The 21,221-nt window shown below is 69.7% G+C and carries 19 protein-coding genes; 8 read left to right on the top strand and 11 right to left on the bottom strand.

Translation table 11 applies throughout. The annotated features are described in order from the left end of the window. Positions 1-9: 9 nt before the first annotated feature. The 6 genes from DO944_RS06245 to DO944_RS06270 form a co-directional block, all read right to left on the bottom strand. Positions 10-2,073 carry an APC family permease gene (locus tag DO944_RS06245; protein WP_112615757.1) on the bottom strand — a complete coding sequence of 688 codons (2,064 nt, stop codon included), beginning with the start codon at positions 2,071-2,073 and terminating at the stop codon, positions 10-12. A gap of 81 nt (positions 2,074-2,154) precedes the next feature. Continuing rightward, positions 2,155-2,916 carry a hypothetical protein gene (locus DO944_RS06250; protein WP_112615759.1) on the bottom strand — a complete coding sequence of 254 codons (762 nt, stop codon included), beginning with the start codon at positions 2,914-2,916 and terminating at the stop codon, positions 2,155-2,157. Positions 2,917-2,977: 61 nt separating this feature from the next. Next, a complete protein-coding gene (locus DO944_RS06255) occupies positions 2,978-3,946 on the bottom strand; it encodes a hypothetical protein (RefSeq protein WP_112615761.1) in 969 nt (322 codons plus the stop codon). Continuing rightward, positions 3,943-5,157 (bottom strand): amidohydrolase, encoded by a 1,215-nt coding sequence (locus DO944_RS06260; protein ID WP_112615763.1) that lies wholly within the window; start codon positions 5,155-5,157, stop codon positions 3,943-3,945. The genes DO944_RS06255 and DO944_RS06260 overlap by 4 nt, the downstream gene beginning before the upstream one ends. Before the next feature lie 55 nt (positions 5,158-5,212). After that, positions 5,213-6,217, bottom strand: a complete 1,005-nt coding sequence (locus DO944_RS06265) for a LacI family DNA-binding transcriptional regulator (protein ID WP_112615765.1) — start codon at positions 6,215-6,217, stop codon at positions 5,213-5,215. Between the two features lie 15 nt (positions 6,218-6,232). Further along, positions 6,233-7,948 (bottom strand): glycoside hydrolase family 13 protein, encoded by a 1,716-nt coding sequence (locus DO944_RS06270; RefSeq protein ID WP_112615767.1) that lies wholly within the window; start codon positions 7,946-7,948, stop codon positions 6,233-6,235. Positions 7,949-8,026: 78 nt separating this feature from the next. Between DO944_RS06270 and DO944_RS06275 the strand changes: the two genes are divergently transcribed. Then, a complete protein-coding gene (locus tag DO944_RS06275; RefSeq protein WP_112615769.1) occupies positions 8,027-8,545 on the top strand; it encodes an adenine phosphoribosyltransferase in 519 nt (172 codons plus the stop codon). Positions 8,546-8,575: 30 nt separating this feature from the next. Here the strand turns inward: DO944_RS06275 and DO944_RS06280 are convergent, their stop codons facing one another. The 3 genes from DO944_RS06280 to purS are packed head-to-tail and all read right to left on the bottom strand — an operon-like array spanning position 8,576 to position 10,476. Then, complete coding sequence (locus DO944_RS06280; protein ID WP_112615771.1) at positions 8,576-9,505, bottom strand: 2-hydroxyacid dehydrogenase; 930 nt, start codon at positions 9,503-9,505, stop codon at positions 8,576-8,578. Positions 9,506-9,529: 24 nt separating this feature from the next. Next, positions 9,530-10,234, bottom strand: a complete 705-nt coding sequence (gene purQ / locus DO944_RS06285; RefSeq protein WP_112615773.1) for a phosphoribosylformylglycinamidine synthase subunit PurQ — start codon at positions 10,232-10,234, stop codon at positions 9,530-9,532. After that, positions 10,231-10,476, bottom strand: a complete 246-nt coding sequence (gene purS, locus DO944_RS06290) for a phosphoribosylformylglycinamidine synthase subunit PurS (RefSeq protein WP_023953132.1) — start codon at positions 10,474-10,476, stop codon at positions 10,231-10,233. Before purS ends, purQ begins: the two co-directional genes overlap by 4 nt. A gap of 233 nt (positions 10,477-10,709) precedes the next feature. Here purS and DO944_RS06295 point away from each other — a divergent pair, with 233 nt between their 5' ends. From DO944_RS06295 to DO944_RS06315, 5 genes are all read left to right on the top strand, one after another. Continuing rightward, on the top strand, positions 10,710-11,972 hold the full coding sequence (locus tag DO944_RS06295) for an ABC transporter substrate-binding protein (protein WP_112615775.1): 1,263 nt from the start codon (positions 10,710-10,712) through the stop codon (positions 11,970-11,972). Positions 11,973-12,042: 70 nt separating this feature from the next. Beyond that, a complete protein-coding gene (locus DO944_RS06300; RefSeq protein WP_378716623.1) occupies positions 12,043-13,098 on the top strand; it encodes a carbohydrate ABC transporter permease in 1,056 nt (351 codons plus the stop codon). Next, positions 13,095-14,012 (top strand): carbohydrate ABC transporter permease, encoded by a 918-nt coding sequence (locus DO944_RS06305; protein ID WP_112615779.1) that lies wholly within the window; start codon positions 13,095-13,097, stop codon positions 14,010-14,012. The genes DO944_RS06300 and DO944_RS06305 overlap by 4 nt, the downstream gene beginning before the upstream one ends. Continuing rightward, entirely contained in the window at positions 14,009-15,526 is a 1,518-nt protein-coding gene (locus DO944_RS06310; protein WP_258524591.1) for a GH1 family beta-glucosidase, read from the top strand. Before DO944_RS06305 ends, DO944_RS06310 begins: the two co-directional genes overlap by 4 nt. A 7-nt stretch (positions 15,527-15,533) precedes the next feature. Next, positions 15,534-16,547, top strand: a complete 1,014-nt coding sequence (locus tag DO944_RS06315; protein WP_112615781.1) for a LacI family DNA-binding transcriptional regulator — start codon at positions 15,534-15,536, stop codon at positions 16,545-16,547. Positions 16,548-16,651: 104 nt separating this feature from the next. Here the strand turns inward: DO944_RS06315 and DO944_RS06320 are convergent, their stop codons facing one another. Beyond that, positions 16,652-17,992, bottom strand: coding sequence for a uracil-xanthine permease family protein (locus tag DO944_RS06320; protein WP_112615783.1), 1,341 nt, complete (start codon positions 17,990-17,992; stop codon positions 16,652-16,654). Positions 17,993-18,125: 133 nt separating this feature from the next. After that, positions 18,126-19,004, bottom strand: a complete 879-nt coding sequence (locus DO944_RS06325) for a phosphoribosylaminoimidazolesuccinocarboxamide synthase (RefSeq protein ID WP_023953123.1) — start codon at positions 19,002-19,004, stop codon at positions 18,126-18,128. 87 nt (positions 19,005-19,091) lie between these two features. On the opposite strand from DO944_RS06325, the gene DO944_RS06330 reads away from it, so the two are divergent. Together DO944_RS06330 and DO944_RS06335 are read left to right on the top strand one after the other, a co-directional pair. Further along, the gene (locus tag DO944_RS06330) at positions 19,092-19,715 is read left to right on the top strand and encodes a PadR family transcriptional regulator (protein WP_064955179.1); all 624 of its coding nucleotides are present in this window, start codon (positions 19,092-19,094) and stop codon (positions 19,713-19,715) included. Beyond that, positions 19,712-21,205 (top strand): DHA2 family efflux MFS transporter permease subunit, encoded by a 1,494-nt coding sequence (locus DO944_RS06335; protein ID WP_112615785.1) that lies wholly within the window; start codon positions 19,712-19,714, stop codon positions 21,203-21,205. Before DO944_RS06330 ends, DO944_RS06335 begins: the two co-directional genes overlap by 4 nt. Positions 21,206-21,221 lie beyond the last annotated feature (16 nt).

Genomic DNA, 21,221 nt, shown 5'->3' on the forward strand with positions numbered 1-21,221 from the left:
GCGCCGGGCTCAGCGCTCGTCGGGCGAATCGGTGTGGGCCACCAGGCCGTAGGTCGCGGAGGCCCGGCCGGCGCGGTCGTCGCCGGGCATCGGGCGGGAGCGGCGGCCGTAGACGATCTCGGACGAATCGAGCAGCCACGGCACGAGGGTGATCTGCACGCCGTGCACCATCATCAGCTGCTGAGCGATGCGGCGGGCGCGTCGGTTGTGCAGGAAGGTCTCCCACCAGTGTCCGACGATGTACTGCGGCAGGTACACCGTGACGACGGATGAGCCGTGCTTCTCGCGGTACTTGCGGATGAACGCCGCGAGGGGAGCCGCATATTGGCGGTAGGGCGACTCGATGATCACGAGCGGCACCGGCATCCGGTGCACCTCCCAGTCGGTCTGCACATCCTGCGCCGACTCCTTCGACACCGCCACGTGCACGGCGATGGTCTTGTCGTGCTTGGCCGAGAGGGCGTAGTCGACGGCCTTCGCGACGGGCTTCTGCAGGCGGTTCACGAGGACGAGGGCGACGTCGCCCGTCGAGCCGTAGTGCACGTCGTCATCCATCGCGATCTCGTGCTCGACGTCGCGGTAGTAGCGGCTCACCCCGACCATGAGGAACGCCAGGATCGGGATCGCGATGAACACGAGCCAGGCGCCGTGGGTGAACTTCGTCACGGTGACGATGAGGAGCACCGCGACGGTGAAGGTCGCCCCGATCCCGTTGATGATCAGTCCGCGGCGGGCCTCCGCGCGGTCGTCGGCGGCGGTCGGATGCAGCAGCCGCAGCTCACGCCGCCAGTGCTTGACCATCCCGACCTGACCGAGCGAGAACGACACGAACACGCCGATGATGTACAGCTGGATGAGGGTGGTCAGGTCGGCTTGGAACACGACGAGCACGAGGATCGCGGCGAGCCCCAGGATGATCATGCCGTTGGAGAAGACGAGCCGGTCACCGCGGGTGTTCAGCGACTTAGGCGCGTACCCGTCGCGGGCGAGCACGGCGCCCAGCAGCGGGAACCCGTTGAACGCCGTGTTCGCGGCGAGCAGCAGCACGCAGGCGGTCGCGGCCTGGATGATGAAGAACGGGATCGACCCCATGCCGAACGTCGCGGCGGCGATCTGCGCCATGAGGCTCGGCTGCGGCTGGTTGACGCAGTCGAAGCCGACGAGGGCGCAGGGATCTTCGGCGTAGTGGACGCCGGCGATGAGGCCGAGCGCCGTCAGGCCCGAGAACAGCAGGATGGCGATCGTGCCCATCATGACGAGGGTCTTCTGCGCGTTCGCGATCTTCGGGGCGCGGAAGGCCGGCACACCGTTCGAGACCGCCTCGACGCCGGTCAGGGCCGAGCAGCCGCTCGAGAACGCGCGCAGGATCAGCAGGATGAGCGCGACCTGGCTGAGGCTCTCGGCCTCCATCGCGAACTGCGCGCTCGAGGCGACGGGGGCGTCGCCGAGCAGCGTGCGGATGAGCCCGGTCGCCACCATGACGCCGACCGAGCCGATGAAGATGTAGGTCGGCACCGCGAATGCCGACGAGGCCTCGCGCACCCCGCGGAGGTTGACGATGATGATGAGGACGACGAACCCGACCGCCAGCTCGACCCGCCAGGGGGCGAGGCCGGGCAACGCCGAGATGATGTTGTCGACGCCGGATGCCACCGACACGGCCACCGTGAGGATGTAGTCGACGAGCAGCGCCGCGGCCACGACGACCCCGGCCTTCTCGCCCAGGTTGGTGCGCGCGACCTCGTAGTCGCCGCCGCCGGAGGGATAGGCCTTGATCAGCTGTCGGTAGCTCAGCACGACGACGATGAGCAGGGCCACCACCGCCAGCGCGACCCACGGGCTGAAGGCGAGCATCGCCGTGCCGCCGATCGCCAGGATCATCAGCAGTTCCTGCGGCGCGTACGCGACCGACGACAGGGCGTCGGAGGCGAAGATCGGCAGGGCCCGGCGCTTGGGGAGGAGCTGGTCGTCGAGCTTCTCGGAATCGAGCGGGTCGCCGATGAGGATGCGCTTCGCGATCGGCGTGGTTTCCTCGCCCGGTTCGCGACTGTCAGTGGTCACGGCGGGCGACATTACGCCTGGCGCGGCATCCTGCGCAATCTCGCCGCGCCGAGCGTCACCGGAGCGTTGTCGAACCGTGTTTCCGCGTTCGGTTCAGAGCCCGCTGTAGGGGCGGTACAGGATGTCGGTGACGCCGAGGCCTTCGGTCGCGTCCGCGAAGACGCTGTACGAGAGGTCTCGCACCGGACCGTCGGGAGAGAGGAAATCAGTTCGGTCGATGTCGAAGACAAAGCGCAGCTCGCCGTCGCCGGGCATCGCCCATTCGTCGTCGGGACCGTTCGAGCGCACCGCATCCGCGGCCGAGCCGATGGTAAGCGCGAATTCGGGTGTGATGGGCACTTCCTGCACCTCGTTCGCCCCGATGCTCACCCACGTCGGGATGCCGTACTCGTCCCGCGGCTTGTTGCCGTCGACGAAGATCATGTCGTACAGCGCGAAGCCGGCCCAGTCGTAGATCGTGTAGTCGGGAAAGTGGGTGCCGTCTCCGGTCTGGACGCCGAGCTCGGGCTCCGTTCCGAACGCCTCGGTCAGTGCGGCGACGGCCGGCCCGACCTCATCGCGCCAGCGGAATTCGAGCAGCGTCGATCCGTCATCGGCGACGATCGTGAAACCGGTCGCCGCCATGACGATCTCGGCCGCCACGGGTGCGGCATCCGCCGGTGTGGGTGTCGGCGTGGGCGTCGGGGTCGGCCCCGATGCCGCGCTGGTCTGAGTCGGGGCCGCGGACGACGGCGCAGCCGCGGGTGCGGCATCGCGCTGCGCGAGCAGGAACACGACCACCGCCGCCACGATCAGCAGCACCCCCGCCACGATCGAGAGCACGATGAGGGGCCGCCGCGATGTCGCTGTGGTCATACCCGCCATCCTGGCAGGGGAGTCACCGCCGGCGGCACCCCGGCCTGGCACGGAGACCCTCTCAGCGCCCGGCGCGGAAGGTGTAGGTGACCGTGACCTTGCTGCCCTCGACCCTCACGGCTGCTCCGAAGCGGCGCTGACCGTCCTGGTAGAAGGTGTTGCGGTCCGAGCCGAACACGAACGAACCGCCCTGGCCGGAGTCGGGACCGAGCGCCGCGACCTCATCGGCCGACATGTCGAGCTCGACCCCGAAGTCGTCTGTCACGGGTACGTCGATGTCCGAGTCGTAGGAGACGTAGGTCGGTGCGGGAACCTCGGCTCGCGGGCGGTTGCTCTCGCTGAGATACACGTCGTAGAGCCGGAAACCCTCCCAGACGTAGATCCGATACGCATAGTTCTCGGCGTCGCCGTTCTGGAAGTCCTCCGTCGGAGCCGCGCCGAAGAGCTCGGTGAGTGCCGCCACGGCCGGAGCCGCGTCATCCGCCCACGCGTGGGTGAAGGTCGTCGATCCGCCGGCATCGGTGATCGTGAACCCGTCCGCGGTCACCGCGACGCCCGCGGCCGCGGCCGGGGCGCTCGGGCTCTCCGAAGGCTGCGGAGTGCCGGACGGCTGCGGGATCGACTGCGTCGCCGGAGCCGTCGGCACCGGGCCGGCCGCGGGCTCCTGCCGCTGCGACTGCTGCGTCAGATAGATCGCGAACACCACGATGACGGCGACCACGAGCAAGCCGGCGATGCTCGACAGGATGACGAGCAGGCGACGATCGCCGCCGCCGCCGTCGTCGCTCCGCTCGGCAGGACGCGGCGCGAGGGGCTCGTCGGGCCAGTCCGCCATGACGGACGGCATCCCCGACGCCTTCTCTCGCTTGGGTCCGGGCTCACGCGACGCGCGGGGCTTCTTCTCGCGAGGCTCGCGCGGCTGACGCGCTTCACGCGGTTCACGCGGCGCCTTTTCGCGCTTCGCGCGCTCGGGCTTGGCCGGCGGCTCGTAGGGCTCGAAATCGGCGAACGGGTCGTTGGGGTCGCTCATGCGAGGAACTCCTTGGCTGCCACGACGAGGTTCTCGACACCGCGCTCGATCGTCGGGTGCATGACCGGCGCGAAGAACGGGGAGTGGTTGGTGGGGATGTCGCGCTCGACGGTGCCGGCCGCGACGGCATCCGCGAACTTCTGCGGGTCGACGCCGCCCCAGAACCAGAACACGAGGGGAACGCCGGCCTCGCGCGCGAACCACGAGACGTCCTCGCTGCCGGTGAACATGCCGGGGTCGACGACGCTGCCCTCACCGAAGGCGCGCTCGAATGCGGCGGTCAGGCGGGCGGTCGCGGTGTGGTCGTTGATCGTCGGGGGCAGGGTGTGGTCGACCGTGATCGTGGGCTCGGTCTCGGCGCCGGATGCGGCGGCTTCGGCGCGCACGATGCGCTCCACCTTCGCCATGACGCGCTCCCGCGCGGCGTCGTCGGGGTAGCGCAGGCTGAGCTCGAGCTTCGCCTCGGCGGGGATGATGTTGTTCTTCAGGCCGGCGTGGATCGAGCCGACCGTCACGACGGCCACATCGCGCGGGTCGACCTCGCGCGACACGATCGTCTGCAGGCGCATGACCGTCGCCGCCGCCATCACGACGGGATCGATCGTGGAGTGCGGGCGAGAGCCGTGGCCACCGCGACCGTGCAGCACGACGCTGAGGCCGTCGGATGCCGCCATCTGGGTGCCCGGTCGCACGCCGATGACGCCGGCGGGGAGGGGCGTGACGTGCTGCCCCAGCACGATGTCGGGCTTCGGGAAGCGGTCGAGCACGCCGTCGGCGATCATCGCCTGCGAGCCCGCGCCGTACTCCTCAGCGGGCTGGAAGACGGCGACCACGGTTCCCGACCACTCGTGCTGCGTGGCGATGAGCTGCTCGAGGGCTCCGAGCAGCGCGGTGACGTGCATGTCGTGGCCGCAGGCGTGCATGACGGGCACGTCGTTGCCCGCGGGGTCGACGCCGCGCGCCGTCGAGGCGTACTCGAGGCCGGTCTGCTCGGGTACCGGGAGGCCGTCCATGTCGGCGCGGAGCCACACGACGGGACCGTCTCCGTTGCGGATCGCGGTCACGACACCGGTGCGGCCGATGCCCTCCTCGTACTCGAGACCGAGCTCGCTGAGCCGAGCCGCGATGACGGCGGCCGTCCGCGTCTCCTGGAACGACAGTTCCGGGTGCCGGTGCAGGTCGGTGTAGAGGGCGTCGAGGTCCAAGGCCATGCTCCGAGCCTACGGGAGGGCGCCTGCGCGCTGCCCGGGGGTCGCTGCGCCGGTTTCAGGCCGGCGGGGCCGTGCTCGACCGCTCGACGAGCGCGAAGTCGAGGTCGGCCGGGGGCTCGGACGCCATCCCGCGAAGCGCCGCGATCATGGCCGAGGCCACGCGCTCGCCCTGTCGGCCCGGGAACTGGTCGACCGTCGTGAGGCCGAAGAACTCGCCGAGGTCGTGGCCGTCGACCCCGATGATCGACACGTCCTCCGGAACGCGCAGCCCGAGCTCGCGCGCCGCCAGCATCGCCCCGATCGCCATCTCGTCCGAGGCCGCGAAGATCGCGGTGGGGCGGGTCTCGGCGTCGCGGAGCAACCGCGTCGCGGCATCATGCCCGCCGGCCATCGTGAAGTCCGCCGCCGCGAAGCGGTCTGTCTGCGGGGCGACGCCGGCCTCGGACAGGGCGGCCTCGAAGCCCCGGCGACGCTGTGTGGGGATGTGGAAGTCGCCCTCGAACTGCGGATGCAGGCCGATGTGGGCGATGTCGCGGTGCCCGAGGTCGAGCAGGTGCTCGGTCGCCGTCCGGGCCACCTCGATCTCGTCGACGGTGAGCGACCGCAGGCCCGCGAGCTGCCCGCCCATCGCGATGACCGGCAGGCCCAGGTCGCCGAGCTGCGCGATCTCGTCGCTTGCGAGTGCCATCGACACGACGATGACGCCGTCGACGCGCTGCCGTCGCAGCGAGGTCGCGAACACCCGGCGGCGTTCGTCGGCCTCGGCGGTGAGGGCGTACAGCGCGACGTCGTAGCCGTCGCGCTGCAGGGTCGCGGCGATGCCCGTGAGCACGCGCGAGAAGAACCAACGGTCGAGGATCGGCACGAGTACGCCGATGTTGCGGGTGCGTCCGGACGCGAGGCTCGAGGCCGCCGACGAGACGACGTAGCCGAGATCGGATGCCGCCCGCAGCACGCGTTCGCGCGTCGTGGGCGACACCGGACCCCGGCCGCTCAGGGTGCGGGAGACGGTCGCCGTCGAGACCTCGGCGCGTCGCGCCACGTCGTCGATGCCGACCATCTCCCGCTCCTCTCGTCAGCTCACGCGGATCCAGACCGCCGCGTCGACGGGCAGCTCGGCCACGTCACCGGCGCTCTCGGCGAGATCGGCGACGCTCGAGACCAGGATCTCACCGGCGGGCAGTGCGACCGCATCCGTGCCGGTGTTGGCGACGACGAGCACGTCGCCGTTGCGGAACGCCACGACGTCGTCACCGAGCTGCAGGTCGACCCACTCGAGCGATCCGGCGCCGAGGTCGTGCCGGCGACGTGCGGCGAGCAGCTCGCGGTAGAGCGTCAGGGTCGAGGCGGGGTCGCCGTCCTGCACCGAACGCGCGAGGCCGTGCCACTCCTCGGGCTGCGGCAGCCACGAGGCCCCGGTCGGGCTGAACCCGTATCCGGGGGCGTCGGCCTCCCACGGGATCGGCACGCGGCATCCGTCGCGGCCGTAGCGCTCACCGTCGGTGCGGAACCAGGTCGGGTCCTGACGGGCGTCATCGGGCAGGTGCACGACCTCGGGCAGCCCGAGCTCCTCGCCCTGGTAGAGGTAGGCCGAGCCGGGCAGGGCGAGCATCAGGGTCGTCGCGGCGCGGGCGCGGGCCAGGCCCACGACGGCGTCCGGCTGACCGGGGGAGTCGGGGCCGAGACCGTGGCCCTGCGGGTTCTCCGCGGTCAGCGCCAGGCGTGAGGCGTGGCGGACGACGTCGTGGTTCGACAGCACCCAGGTCGCGGGCGCGCCGACCGCGGGGAAGGCGCGCAGCGACTCGGAGATCACCTCGGTGAGGTGGTCGGCGTCCCACTCGGTCTGCAGGTAGGGGAAGTTGAACGCCTGGTGCATCTCGTCCTGGCGCACCCACAGGGCGGTCTCGTCGACGGTGGGCAGCCACGCCTCGGCGCACAGGGCCCGGTCGCCCTCGTACTCGGCGAGGATGCGGTTCCAGCGGCGGTAGATGTCGTGCACGCCCTCCTGGCCCCAGTAGGGCACGTCGAGGCTGTCGCCGCCCATCGATCCGGCGTCCTCGGCCGGCACGAAGTCGGGCAGGCCGTCCGACTTGACCAGGCCGTGGGCGACGTCGACGCGGAATCCGTCGACGCCGCGGTCGAGCCAGAACCGCAGGATGCGCTCGAACTCGTCGCCCACCTCGGGGTTGGCCCAGTCGAAGTCGGGCTGCGTCGAGTCGAACAGGTGCAGGTACCACTGGCCCGGCGTGCCGTCGGGGTTCGTCGTGCGCGTCCAGGCGGGGCCGCCGAAGACCGACTCCCAGTTGTTGGGCGCCTCGTCGCCGTTCTCGCCCTTGCCGTCGCGGAAGATGTAGCGTGCGCGCTCGGCGCTGCCCGGCTCCACCGCGAGCGCTTCCTGGAACCAGGCGTGCTGATCGGACGAGTGGTTCGGGACGAGGTCGACGATGACCCGGATGCCGCGGGCGTGCGCCTCGTCGAGCATCGTGTCGAAGTCGGCGAGGGTGCCGAAGAGAGGGTCGACGTCGCAGTAGTCGGAGACGTCGTAGCCGGCATCCTTCTGCGGCGACCGGAAGAAGGGGCTCAGCCAGACGGCATCGACGCCGAGGTCGGCGAGGTCGCCCAGGCACGAGGTGATGCCGGCGAGGTCGCCGATGCCGTCTCCCGAGGCGTCGGCGAACGAGCGGGGATAGATCTGATAGATGACGGCGGTGCGCCACCACTCGGCGCCGGGGCGGGAGATCCCGATCGGGGCGAGGGTGGATGCCGCCGTGTCCACGGAAGAGGAGGTCATGGCGCTCACTCTAGTGCAAGCGCTTGCAGTCGCGACCTCGCCGTCGGAGGAGCATCAAAACGGGCCTAGGGTGGTTCGGTGACTTCCGACCCCCTCGAGCACGCTGAGTCGCTCATCGCGCTCATCCCGGACTTCCCCGAACCGGGCATCCTCTTCCGCGACATCTCGCCGCTGCTTGCCGACGCGACCGCGCTGCGCACCGTCGTCGACGCGATCGTTGCGCCCTTCGCCCGTGAGTTCGACGTCGTCGCCGGCGTCGAGGCGCGCGGATTCCTCATCGCCGGCGCTGTCGCGGCGGCGAGCGGTGTCGGCATGGTGCCGATCCGCAAGGCGGGCAAGCTGCCGCGCCCGGCGGCATCCGTCTCGTACGACCTCGAGTACGGTCAGGCGACCATCGAGATGGCTGACGATCTGCCACGCGGTACGCGTGTGCTCCTCGTCGACGACGTGCTCGCGACCGGCGGCACGCTGCGCGCGGCCCAGCGCCTGCTCGAAGGCCTCGGGCACCGGACGGTCGGCACCGCCGTTCTCATGGAGCTCGTCGAGCTCGGCGGCCAGGACGTCTGCGGCCCGGTCCACACGATCTTCCGCGTCTGACCCCGGCGGGCCCCATCGGGGTTCGACGGCTCAGGGCTCGACGATGTTGAGCGGCTCCTCGCCGGCGGCGAGGCGCTCGATCTGCGTGCGGACGAGCTTCGCGATCCGCGGACGCATGGCGTCGGCCGCGCCGCCCACGTGCGGCACGACGAGCGCGCCCGGAGCACCCCAGAGCGGGTGGTCCTCGGGCAGCGGCTCGGGATCGACGACGTCGAGGGCGGCGCGCAGGCGCTCGGACTGCAGCTCGGACACGAGGGCGTCGGTGTCGAGCACCGTGCCGCGTCCGACGTTGACGACGAGCGCGCCGTCGGGCAGCAGCGCGAGCTCACGGGCGCCGATGAGGCCCTTCGTCGTCTCCCCACCGGGCAGCGTGATCATGAGGATGTCGGTGCGCGGCAGCAGCTCGTCGAGCTCGTCGATGCCGTGCACGTGGACGCCGTCCTCATCGCGGGCTCGGGACGCCACCGGGACGATCGTCGTCTCGAACGGCAGCAGCCGGGATGCTACGGCCTTGCCCACGCCGCCGTAGCCGAGGACGAGCACCGTGCGATCAGCGACGCTGCGGCTGAACTGCGGTGCCCAGCGCGCGGACTCCTGGTTGCGCACGTAGTCGGCGAGGTCGCGCTGCGCCGCGATCGCGAGGCCCACCGCGATCTCGGCGGTCGCCGTTTCGTGGACGCTCGACGCATTCGCCAGCTTCGTGCCCTCGGGAAGGTAACGCCCCATGCCCTCATAGCCGATCGACTGGCTCTGCAGCATCCCGACGCTGATGTTCTCGAGAGCCGAGAGGAGTCGCTTGCCCGACATGTACGGCGGAACGACTATGTCGAACGCGTCTCGGGGCGCGGGGGACCGCAGGTCCCACACCACGAGGTCGACCCCCTCGGGCACGGCGCCGATGTCGGCTGCCAGCTCGTCGGTGGGCACGCTGACGACGATGGGGCGTGGGGATTCGCTCATGCCCCCACGCTACCGACCCGGTGCTCAGACGCGGGCGAGCACCGCCGCGACGGCCGACGTGAAGAACGTGAGCCCGTCGGTGCCCGAGCGCATCGCGTCGGTGGTGTTCGGGCCGAATCCGGGCTCGACGGCGTGCTCGGGGTGGGGCATGAGCCCGACCACGTTGCCGCGCTCATTCGTGAGACCGGCGATGTCGTCGAGCGAGCCGTTGGGGTTCACTCCGCGGTAGCGGAACGCCACGAGACCCTCGCCCTCGATCCGCTTCAGCGTCTCGGCCGAGCACGTGAAGCCACCGTCGGCGTTCTTCAGCGGGATGACGATCTCCTGGCCGTTCTCGAAGCCGCTCGTCCAGGCGGTGTCGGCGTTCTCGACGACGAGGCGCTGGTCGCGGCGGATGAACTGCTGGTGGGCGTTGCGGATCAGGCCGCCGGGCAGCAGGTGCGCCTCGACGAGCATCTGGAAGCCGTTGCAGATGCCGAGGATCGGCATGCCCTTGTCTGCGGCATCCTTCACCTCGGCCATGATCGGCGCGAGCGCCGCGATCGCGCCGGCGCGGAGGTAGTCGCCGTAGCTGAACCCGCCGGGCAGCACGAGCGCGTCGACACCGCCGAGGTCGTGCGAGCCGTGCCACAGCGCGACGGGCTCGGCGCCCGCGAGACGGACGGCGCGCTGCGCGTCGCGGTCGTCGAGCGAGCCCGGGAAGGTGACGACACCGATGCGCGCGGTCACTCCACGACCTCGATGTTCACGACGTCCTCGATGACCGAGTTCGAGAGGATCTCGTCGGCGATGCGGCGAGCGGTCTCGAGGGTCGCGTCGTCGGCGCGGTCGACGGTGAGCTCGAAGCGCTTGCCGATGCGGACGTCGGAGAAGCCGGCCACGCCGAGACGAGTGAGAGCTCCCGACACCGCCTTGCCCTGCGGATCCAGGAGCTCGGCCTTGGGCATGACGTCGACGACGATGGTGGGCATTGCTCGCTCCGGAGGTCGCGGGATGGGTGCGCGACCAGTCTACGGGTGGGAAGGCGCCGCTCGTCCGCCGCATCCGGCCGGTGTCGTGACCTGATCGTGACCATCCACTTCGGGAGCGCTCTCTTGAGTTCCTGGGAGCGCTCCCGTATGGTCGTGGTCAATCGGTGAGAGCGCTCCCATAGTCGGGTGCGAACCGCCGCGCACCAGATACCGCAATCACGAAGGAGTGACACGTGAATTCACGCGCACTGCGGCGGATCGGCCTCGTGGCCGGCGTCGCAACCACCTCGGCCATCGTCCTCGCCGGATGCTCGGGCGGAGGTGACCAGGCCGCATCCGGTGGTGACTCCGACACCGTCACCCTCGCGACGTTCAACGACTTCGGCTACACCGATGAGCTGCTCGCCGAGTTCACCGAGGAGACCGGCATCAAGGTCGTCCACACCAAGGCCGCGACGTCGAACGACGCACGCACCAACTTCTTCCAGAAGCTCGGCAAGACCGGCCTCGCCGACGTCGAAGGCGTCGAGGTCGACTGGTTCCCCGAGATGATGCAGTACTCCGACCTCGTCGCCCCGGTTCCGGACGAGCTCGCCGGCCGCTGGCTCGACTGGAAGGAGAAGGCGGCGACCGACGCCGAGGGCAACCTCGTCGCATACGGCACCGACGTCGGGCCGCAGGCCGTCTGCTACCGCTCCGACCTGTTCGAGGCCGCCGGTCTGCCCACCGACCGTGAAGAGGTCGCCAAGCTCTTCCCGACGTGGGACGCCTTCTTCCAGGTCGGCAGCGACTACGTCGCCAAGACGGGCCAGCCCTTCATCGACTCGGCGAACTCCGTCCTGCAGGGCGTCGTGAACCAGCTCGACGTCGCCTACGAGGAGCCGGACGGCACGGTCATCGCGACCGAGAACCCCGACATCCGCGAGGCCTACGACACCGTCGTCGACAAGGCGATCCCGATCTCGGCCTACGCCGGTCAGTGGTCCGACGACTGGTACGCGTCGATGGCCAGCGGTCAGTTCGCCGCGATGCTGTGCCCGCCGTGGATGCTCGGCATCATCGAGGGCGAAGCCCCCGACATCGCGGGCTGGGACATCGCCAACGCCTTCCCCGAGGGCGGCGGCAACTGGGGCGGTTCGTACCTCGTCGTCCCCGCGAACGGCAAGAACCTCACCAACGCGCAGAAGCTCGCCGACTGGCTGACCTCGCCCGAGACGCAGATCAAGGCGTTCAACAACGCCGGCACCTTCCCGAGCCAGCCCGAGGCGCAGTCGAGCCCCGACCTGACCGGGTCGGTCAACGAGTACTTCAACAACGCTCCTTCGGGACAGATCGGCATCGACCGCGCCAACGCGATCACCGTCACGACCTTCAAGGGCCCGAAGTACTTCCAGTTCCACGACGCCCTGGGCAACGCGATCACGCGTGTCTTCGACGGCATCGAGGACAAGGAGACCTCCTGGAAGACCTGGGTGACCGAGGTCGGAGCCTTCTGACCCACCCCGTCGGGGCGCATCGGATCATCGGTGCGCCCCGGCGTCCCCCTCTCGCACCCGAAGGACGATCGTGACCACGACTCAGCAGCGCCCGGCGACGCGCGCCCCCCGAAACGACGACGGCGGTCGTCCTCCGCGAGTCATCTCTTTCTCGCAGAAGCTCAGCAAGTGGGACATCCGCTTCTCGCCGTACCTCTACATCTCACCCTTCTTCATCATGTTCGCGATCGTGGGGCTCTTCCCCATCGCGTACACCGCGGTGATCTCGTTCATGGACTGGGACCTCATCCGCGGCGAGGGTGAGTTCATCGGATTCGACCAGTACATCTGGATCCTTTCGCAGCCGCATTTCTGGACCGCGCTGCGCAACACCTTCAGCATCTTCCTGCTCTCGAGCGTTCCGCAGCTCGTGCTCGCGATCTTCATCGCGGCCGTGCTCGACCGCAACATCCGCGCAAAGACCTTCTGGCGCATGGCGGTGCTCGTTCCCTACGTCGTCGCGCCCATCGCCGTCGGCCTCATCTTCAACGCGATGTTCGCCGACCAGTCGGGCTTCATCAACGGCATCCTCCAGTCGATCGGCATCGGCGCCATCCCCTGGCACGTCGAGCCGTTCTGGAGCCACGTCGCGATCGCGACGATGGTGAACTACCGCTGGATGGGCTACAACACCCTCATCCTGCTCGCGGCCATGCAGGCCGTGAACCGCGACTTCTACGAGGCTGCCACCGTCGACGGCGCCGGCCCCGTGCGCCAGTTCTTCTCGATCACGCTGCCCTCGCTCAAGCCCACGCTCATCTTCGTCATCATCACGGCCACGATCGGCGGCCTGCAGATCTTCGACGAACCGCGGGTGTTCGACCAGTTCGGCCGTGGTGGATCCGCCCAGCAGTGGCTGACCATCACCCTCTACCTCTACGACGTCGGCTGGGGACAGTGGAACTTCGGCCGGGCCGCGGCGATGGCGTGGATCCTGTTCATCATCATCGTGCTGATCGGACTCGTGAACCTCGTGGTGACGCGCACCCTCGTCCGCGACGAAGGACTTCGCCGTGAGCTCAGCAAACGGGAGCAGAAGAAGCAGTCCAAGCAGGCGCAGCGCGCGCTGAAGGAGAACCAGGCATGAGCACCATCGGCACTCCCGTCCCCCTCGCCACGGTGGAAGAGGGCATCCCGAACGCGCGCAAGCAGCGCCGGGGTGGCCGCGCTCGGCGCATCCGCGGCAGCCGTCCCGGGTTCTGGACCTACGCCATCCTCGGCGCCGTGTTCCTCTCGGCCGTGTTCCCCCTCTACTGGTCGTTCGTGATCGGCTCGGGCGACTCGTCCACGCTCCGCAAGCCCTTCCCGTGGATCCCCGGCGGCAACTTCATCGAGAACGCCCTGTCGGTCATCTCCAACCCGGCCGTCAACTTCTGGCCGGCGCTGTGGAACTCCATCTACAGCTCGTTCCTCATCGCCGCCGCCGTCGTGATCACCTCGACGCTCGCCGGCTGGGCCTTCGCGAAGCTGCGCTTCCACGGCGGACCCGGGCTGCTGGTCTTCGTCGTGGCGACGATGGCCGTGCCGCAGCAGCTCGGCGTCGTGCCGCTCTACATCCTGTTCTCCGAGCTCGGCTGGACGGGGCAGATCGGCGCCATCATCATCCCGGCGCTCACCAGCGCGTTCGGCGTGTTCTGGATGACGCAGTACCTGCGTCAGGCGGTGCCCGACGAGCTGATCGAGGCGGCGCGCGTCGACGGAGCCTCGATGATCCGCACCTTCTGGACCGTCGGCATGACTGCGGCGCGTCCGGCCGCGGCGATGCTGTTCCTCTTCACCTTCGTGGGAGCCTGGAACAACTTCTTCTGGCCGTTCATCGTGCTCGACCGGCAGAACCCGACGCTTCCCGTGGCGCTGTCGCTGCTGCAGTCGAACTACTTCGTCGACTACTCGGTCGTGCTCGCGGGCGTCATCCTCGCCACCATCCCGCTGCTGCTGCTGTTCATCTTCGCGGGCAAGCAGCTCGTCAGTGGCATCATGGCCGGGGCGGTGAAGGGATGACCCTGAACCTCGACCGCACTCAGCAGGAGAACATGAACGCTTCGCGCAGCTTCCCCACCGGCTTCCTCTTCGGAGCAGCCACCGCGGCGTACCAGATCGAGGGCGCGGCCTTCGAAGACGGTCGTACCGCGTCGATCTGGGATGCGTTCGCCCGTGTTCCCGGTGCCGTGATCAACGCCGATAACGGCGACGTCGCGTGCGATCACTACCACCGCTACCGCGACGACGTCGCGCTCATGAAGGAGCTCGGTCTCGACACCTACCGGTTCTCCACCTCGTGGTCGCGCGTGCGTCCCGACGGCGGCGCGCTCAACCCGAAGGGCGTCGACTTCTACGAGCGGCTCGTCGACGAGCTCCTCGGTGCCGGGATCATCCCGTGGCTGACCCTCTACCACTGGGATCTGCCGCAGGCCATCGAGGACCGGGGCGGCTGGACCCTTCGCGAGACCGCCGATCGTTTCACCGAGTACGCCCTCGACATGCACGACGCCCTCGGCGACCGCGTGCACCACTGGACGACGCTCAACGAGCCGTGGTGCTCGTCGTTCCTCAGCTACACCGCGGGCATCCACGCTCCCGGACGGTTCGACATCGGCGACGGCATGCTCGCGGCGCACCACCTGCTGCTCGGTCACGGGCAGACGGTCGCCGCCCTGCGCGAGCGCGACTCGTCGCTGTCGCTGGGCATCACGCTGAACCTGACGGTGGCCGAACCGGCCGATCCGGCCGATGCCGCCGACGTCGACGCGGCGCGGCGCATCGACGGCCAGTTCAACCGCTGGTTCCTCGACCCGATCTTCCGGGCCGCCTACCCCGGCGACATCGTCGCCGACATCGAGAAGGTGGATGCCGCGGCGGTCGAGCGCTGGCGCGATGCTGTGCGCCCGGGCGACGAGACGATCATCGCGCAGCCGCTCGACGCCCTCGGGGTGAACTACTACCACGGCGAGTTCGTGGGCGGTCGTCCCGACCCCAACCCGCCGACCCCGGGAGACGCACCCACCGATCGCAAGACCGGCTCGCCGTGGCCCGCCGGTCACGACATCTACTGGCACGAGCGGGGTCTGCCCCGCACGTCGATGCACTGGGAGGTGCAGCCCGCGGGGCTGACCCAGCTGCTCGAGCGCGTGTGGACCGAGTACGCCCAGCCCGTCGGCACGATCCTCTACGTCACCGAGAACGGCGCCGCCTACGACGACGAGCTCGTCGAGGTCGACGGCGAGAAGTCGGTGCCGGACGCCGAGCGCACCGAGTTCCTGCGGGTGCACCTGGGCGCCATCCTCGACGCCCAGGAGGCCGGCGTCGACGTCCGCGGCTACTTCTACTGGTCGCTGCTCGACAACTTCGAATGGGCCTGGGGCTACGAGAAGCGCTTCGGCATCGTGCACGTGGATTACCACACGCAGGAGCGGACGTTGAAGGACAGCGCGAAGGAGTATCGTCGGGTCATCGCAGATCGTGCGATCGACGTTCCCGCTCCGGCGGACGCCGCCCGGACCGCCGTCCCGAGGTAGCCCACCTGTGATCTCCGACCAGAACCGGACGGCCGCGACCATCGAAGAGGTCGCGGCCGTCGCCGGTGTATCGCGCTCGACGGTGTCGCGCGTCGTCAACGGCTCGACCGCCGTCAGCCCCGCCGCCCTCGAGTCGGTGCGCCGCGCGATCGCCGAGCTCAACTACGTTCCCAACCGCGCGGCGCGTTCGCTCGCCAGCCGGTCGACGATGGCGATCGCGCTCGTCGTGCCCGAAGACACCAACCGGGTGTTCGGCGATCCGTTCTTCGCGGCGGTCGTGTCGGGCATCAACTCGCGCATCAGCCGCAGCGACTATGTGCTGAACCTGATCATGGCCAGCGCCGACCCCGGCGACAAGACGGCCCAGTACGTGCGCAGCGGGGCCGTCGACGGCGCGATCATTGTGTCGCACCACACGAGCGACACCTTCATCGAGCGCATCGCGGCCGCGATTCCCGTCGTCTACGGCGGTCGACCGGTGCGTTCGCGGATGGGCGACTACTACATCGACGTCGATAACGTCGCCGGTGCGCGGGATGCCACGGCCTACCTCATCGGCCGCGGATGCCGCCATATCGGCGCGATCACGGGCCCGCCGTCCATGCCCGCCGGTGTCGACCGCGCCGAGGGCTACCGCGTGGCGCTCGCGGAGTCGGGACTCACGCCGGCCCCCGTCGTGCAGGGCGACTTCACGACCGAGTCCGGAGCTGTGGCGATGCGTGCCATCCTCGCGGCGGGCGAGCCGCTCGACGGCCTCTTCGTGGCGAGCGATCTCATGGCGCGCGGCGCCATGCAGGTGCTCGCGTCCGAGGGCATCAGGGTCCCCGACGAGGTCGCGGTCGTGGGCTTCGACGATTCGCCGGTCGCGCTGACCACCGAGCCGCAGCTGACGACCATGCGGCAGCCGTCATTCATGCAGGGCGAGTGCATGGCCGATGTCCTGCTCGCGCGGCTCGCGGGGATGTCGCCCCCCGAGGTGACGATCCTCGACACCGAGCTCATCGTCCGCGGCTCGGCCTGACGCGGGCCACGCGGTCCGAGTGCACGGCGAAACGCCGAGTGCACGGCATCCTCGCGTCTGAAAGTCGTCCTTTCGACGGGATGCCGTGCACTCGGGATGCGGGCCTACTGGGGGTCTCCTCCCAGGGGGCCCACCGCGGGGATGGGGCCGCCGTCGTCGGCGCCGGTCTTGCGCCAGCGGGCGATCGCGTTGCCGGCGTGGTAGATCACCAGTGCCGCGATGGTGCCGAGGACGATCGCGCCGAACTGCAGCGAACCGAAGTTCATCGCGAACCCGGCGATCGCGATGACGAACGACACCGCGACGGTGTACTGGTTGACGGGACGCGAGAAGTCCACGCGGTTGTCGACCCAGATCTTGATGCCGATGACGCCGATCAGGCCGTAGAGGGCCGTCGTGACGCCGCCGAGCACGCCCGCGGGGATCGTGTTGAACACGGCCCCGACCTTGGGCGAGAAGGCGAGCAGGATCGCCACGATGCCGGCCACCCAGTACGCGGCGGTCGAGTAGACGCGAGTCGCGGCCATGACGCCGATGTTCTCGCCGTAGGTCGTGGTGCCCGAGCCGCCGAAGCCGCCCGCGAGGGTGGTCGCGACACCGTCGGCGATGAGCGCGCGGCCGGTGTGCTTGTTGATCGAGGGGTCGTCGGTCATGGTCGCGACGCCGCGCACGTGGCCGACGTTCTCGGCGATCAGCACGAGCACGACGGGGAGGAACATCGGCACGATGGACCAGGCCGCGGCATCCCCGATCGCCACGAGGTGGAAGTCGGGCAGACCGAACCAGGCGGCGGCCTCGACGGCCTCGAACTCGACCTGTCCGGTGACAGCGGCCACGACGTAGCCGACGATCACGCCGAGGAAGATCGAGATGCGACCGAGGAACCCGCGGAACAGCACGCTGAACAGGATGACGGCGCACAGGGTCACCGTGGCGACCTCGGGCTGCAGCTGGAAGTTGTTCCAGGCGGCGGGTGCGAGGTTGAACCCGATCAGCGCGACGATCGCACCGGCGACCACGGGCGGCATGAGCTTCTCGATCCAGCCCGTGCCGAAGGCCTGCACGATGAAGCCGACCGCGGCGAGCAGGAGGCCCGCGACGACGACGCCGAGGAGCGCCTGAGTGATCTGCTCGGCGGTCTCGAGGCGGTTGCCGCCGTTGAGCGCCGTGATGGGGGCGATGAAGGCGAACGACGAGCCCAGGTAGCTCGGCAGCTTGTTGCGCGTGATCAGCAGGAAGACGAGGGTGCCGAGACCCGAGAAGAGCAGGGTCGTCGAGACCGGGAAGCCGGTGATGATCGGCACGAGGAACGTCGCACCGAACATGGCGACGACGTGCTGCGCGCCGATCGCGATGGTGCCGGGCCAGTTCAGGCGCTCGCCGGGCTTGACGACGGCGCCGCGCGCGACGGTGCGGCCGTCGCCGTGGAGGGACCAGATGGGCATGGGACTCCTCGGGAAGGATGAGGGATTCGGGATGGAGCGCGAGAGCGGCCCCACCCTATCTGTGAGATCCCTGGATGCCCGGTCGGCGCTCCGCGGAGCCGCGCGACCCGCGCCGCGAAGGACGGTACCGGAGTCAGCCGGCGAGCGTCTCGAGCAGCTCGCGGTACTTCGCCGCGGTGCGCTCGACGATGTCGTCGGGGAGGGCCGGGGGAGTGCCGGTCTTGTCCCAGGCGCCCGCGAGCCAGTCGCGCACGATCTGCTTGTCGTAGCTCGCCATGCGCTCGGCGGGCGTCGTGCCGGTGCGCCAGGCCTCGGCATCCCAGTAGCGCGACGAGTCGCTCGTGAGCACCTCGTCGGCGAGGGTCAGCACCCCGTCGGCGTCGAGGCCGAACTCGAACTTCGTGTCGGCGAGGATGAGTCCCTTGCTCTCGGCGAGGGTCGCGGCGCGCCGGTAGATCTCGAGCGATGCGTCGCGCAGGGCGGCCGCGGTCTCGGCACCGACGAGCTCGACGGAACGCTCGAACGAGATGTTCTCGTCGTGCTCGCCGAGGGGTGCCTTGTAGGCGGGGGTGTAGATCGGTTCGGGCAGCCGGTCGCCGTTCTGCAGGCCGGCGGGAAGCGGGATGCCGCACACCGTGCCGCTGTCTTGATACTCCGCCCAGCCGGAGCCGGTGAGGTAGCCGCGCACGACGCACTCGATCGGCTGCATGTCGAGCTCGCGCACGACCATCGCCCGGCCCGCGACCTCTGCCGGGGGCTGGAGCCCGAGGACGTGGTTGGGGATCGGGCGTCCGCCGTCGGCGCCCGCGAGCTGCGCGAACCACCACAGGCTGAGGCGCGTCAGCAGTTCGCCCTTGCCCGGGATTCCGGGTTCGAGCACCTGGTCGAACGCGCTGACGCGGTCGCTGGCGACCACCAGCATCCGGTCGGCCGGGCCGTCGGCGGGGCGATAGAGGTCGCGGACCTTGCCGGAGTAGACGTGCTTCCAGCCGGGCAGATCGAGGGCGCTCACCCGGCCATTATCCCGGAGCGGGGAACGCCGCGACGACCCGTGAAAAAGGGCGTATAGTCCACATGGACTAATCGAGAGGGGGGTGCCATGCCGGATGCCGTCGACCGACTCACCCCGCTGGGGCTGATGCTGCTGGCGCTGCTGCACGAGGACGACATGCACGCCTACGAGATGGTCCGTCTGCTGCGCGAGCGCAAGGCCGATCGGCTCGTCGCCCTGACCCACGGCACGATCTATCACACGGTCGCTCGCCTCGAGCGGCAGGGGCTCATCGCCGAGGTCGGCACCGACCGTGACGGCAACCGTCCGGAACGGACGACCTACACGCTCACGGAGGCCGGCGCCGACATGATGATCGCGTGGGTGCGGCGCGAGCTCCCCGCCATCGACCGCCCCGACCGTTTCCGCGTCGCGCTGGCCGAGTCGCACAACCTCGACCGTGGCGAAGTCGTCGCGCTTCTCAGCGAGCGGCGGGACGCCCTGGCGGCATCCCTCGGTGCGCACCGTCAGGCGCGCGATCACGCGATCGAGCGCGGCTCGTATCCCCAGTTCTGGATCGAGGTGCACCGCGAGACGGCTCTGCTGTCGGCGGATGTCGCCTGGCTCGACGAAGCGGTCGAGTACATCCGTCGTCCCGACACCGTGTGGGGGGTCACCGACCTCGCCCCGACCGACCGCTACCTGGCACAGAGAGAAGCCGCCCGCGCATGAGCGAGAGAACCAGCACCGTCCGCGCCCCCGAAGGCGCCGCACCCGCCGTCAACCCGTGGCCCGCCCTGTGGGCGATGGTCATCGGATTCTTCATGATCCTCGTCGACACGACGATCGTCTCGGTCGCGAACCCCGCGATCAAGGCCGCGCTCGACCCGTCGACCGGCAACCTCGACAACGTCGTGTGGGTCACCTCGTCGTACCTGCTCGCGTACGCCGTGCCGCTGCTGGTCACCGGCCGCCTGGGCGACCGGTTCGGACCGAAGAACATCTACCTGATCGGGCTCGCGATCTTCACGATCGCCTCGCTCGCCTGCGGGCTCTCGGGCTCGCTCGCCGTGCTCGTGATCGCGCGAGCCGTGCAGGGTCTCGGCGCCGCTCTCATGACCCCGCAGACGATGGCCGTCATCACTCGCACGTTCCCCGCCGAGCGCCGCGGCGCGGCCATGGGGCTGTGGGGTGCGACCGCCGGTGTCGCGACGCTCGTCGGACCGCTCGCGGGCGGCGTGCTCGTCGACGGCTTCGGGTGGGAGTGGATCTTCTTCGTCAACATCCCCGTCGGCGTCGTGGCGTTCGTGCTGGCGTGGCGCCTGGTGCCGCATCTCGAGACCCACCCGCACCGCTTCGACGTCGTGGGGGTCGTGCTCAGCGCGATCGGGCTCTTCCTCATCGTCTTCGGTCTGCAGGAGGGCGAGCACTACGAGTGGGCCGCCGGCATCTGGGCGATGATCGCCGCGGGTGTCGTCGTGATGGCGGTGTTCGTCTGGACACAGGGCCGGACCAAGAGCGAGCCCCTCGTTCCGCTCGAGCTCTTCCGCGACCGCAACTTCGCGATCTCGAACCTCGCGATCGCCGCGGTGGGCTTCACCGTGACGAGCATGGCGCTGCCGATGGCGTTCTTCACGCAACTCGCCCGGGGCCTGACGCCGACGCAGTCGGCGCTGCTGCTCGTCCCCATGGCGGTGCTGTCGGGCGCGCTCGCACCGTTGGCGGGCCGCATCCTCGACCGGGTCGACCCGCGTCTGCTGCTCGTCCCCGGCCTGACGCTGATGGTCGTGGGCCTCGTCGGCTACGCGCTGCTCATGAACACCGAGGCCCCGGTGCTGCTGCTGCTCATCCCTGCCGCGATCATCGGTGTCGCCAACGCCGGCATGTGGGGGCCGCTCGCCACGACCGCGACCCGCAATCTGCCGCCGCGTCAGGCGGGGGCCGGCTCGGGCATCTACAACACGACCCGAACGGTCGGCTCGGTGATCGGCTCGGCGGCCATCGCGGCCTACATGCAGTCGCGACTGACGGCGAATCTGCCGGGTGGCGGGGATGCCGCGAGCGGCGACTTCGGCGGTGGCGGCGGCGCGATGCCTCCCGCGATCGCCGAGGGCTTCTCCGCCGCGATGGCGCAGGCCATGATCCTGCCGGCGATCGTCATCGGGGTCGCCGTGATCGTCGTGATCTTCCTCAAGCGCCCCGCGCACCTCGCCAAGCGCTGACCCCGTCGCGCTCCGT

The sequence above is a fragment of the Microbacterium sp. SMR1 genome, assembly GCF_003289625.1.
Taxonomy (GTDB): domain Bacteria; phylum Actinomycetota; class Actinomycetes; order Actinomycetales; family Microbacteriaceae; genus Microbacterium; species Microbacterium plantarum.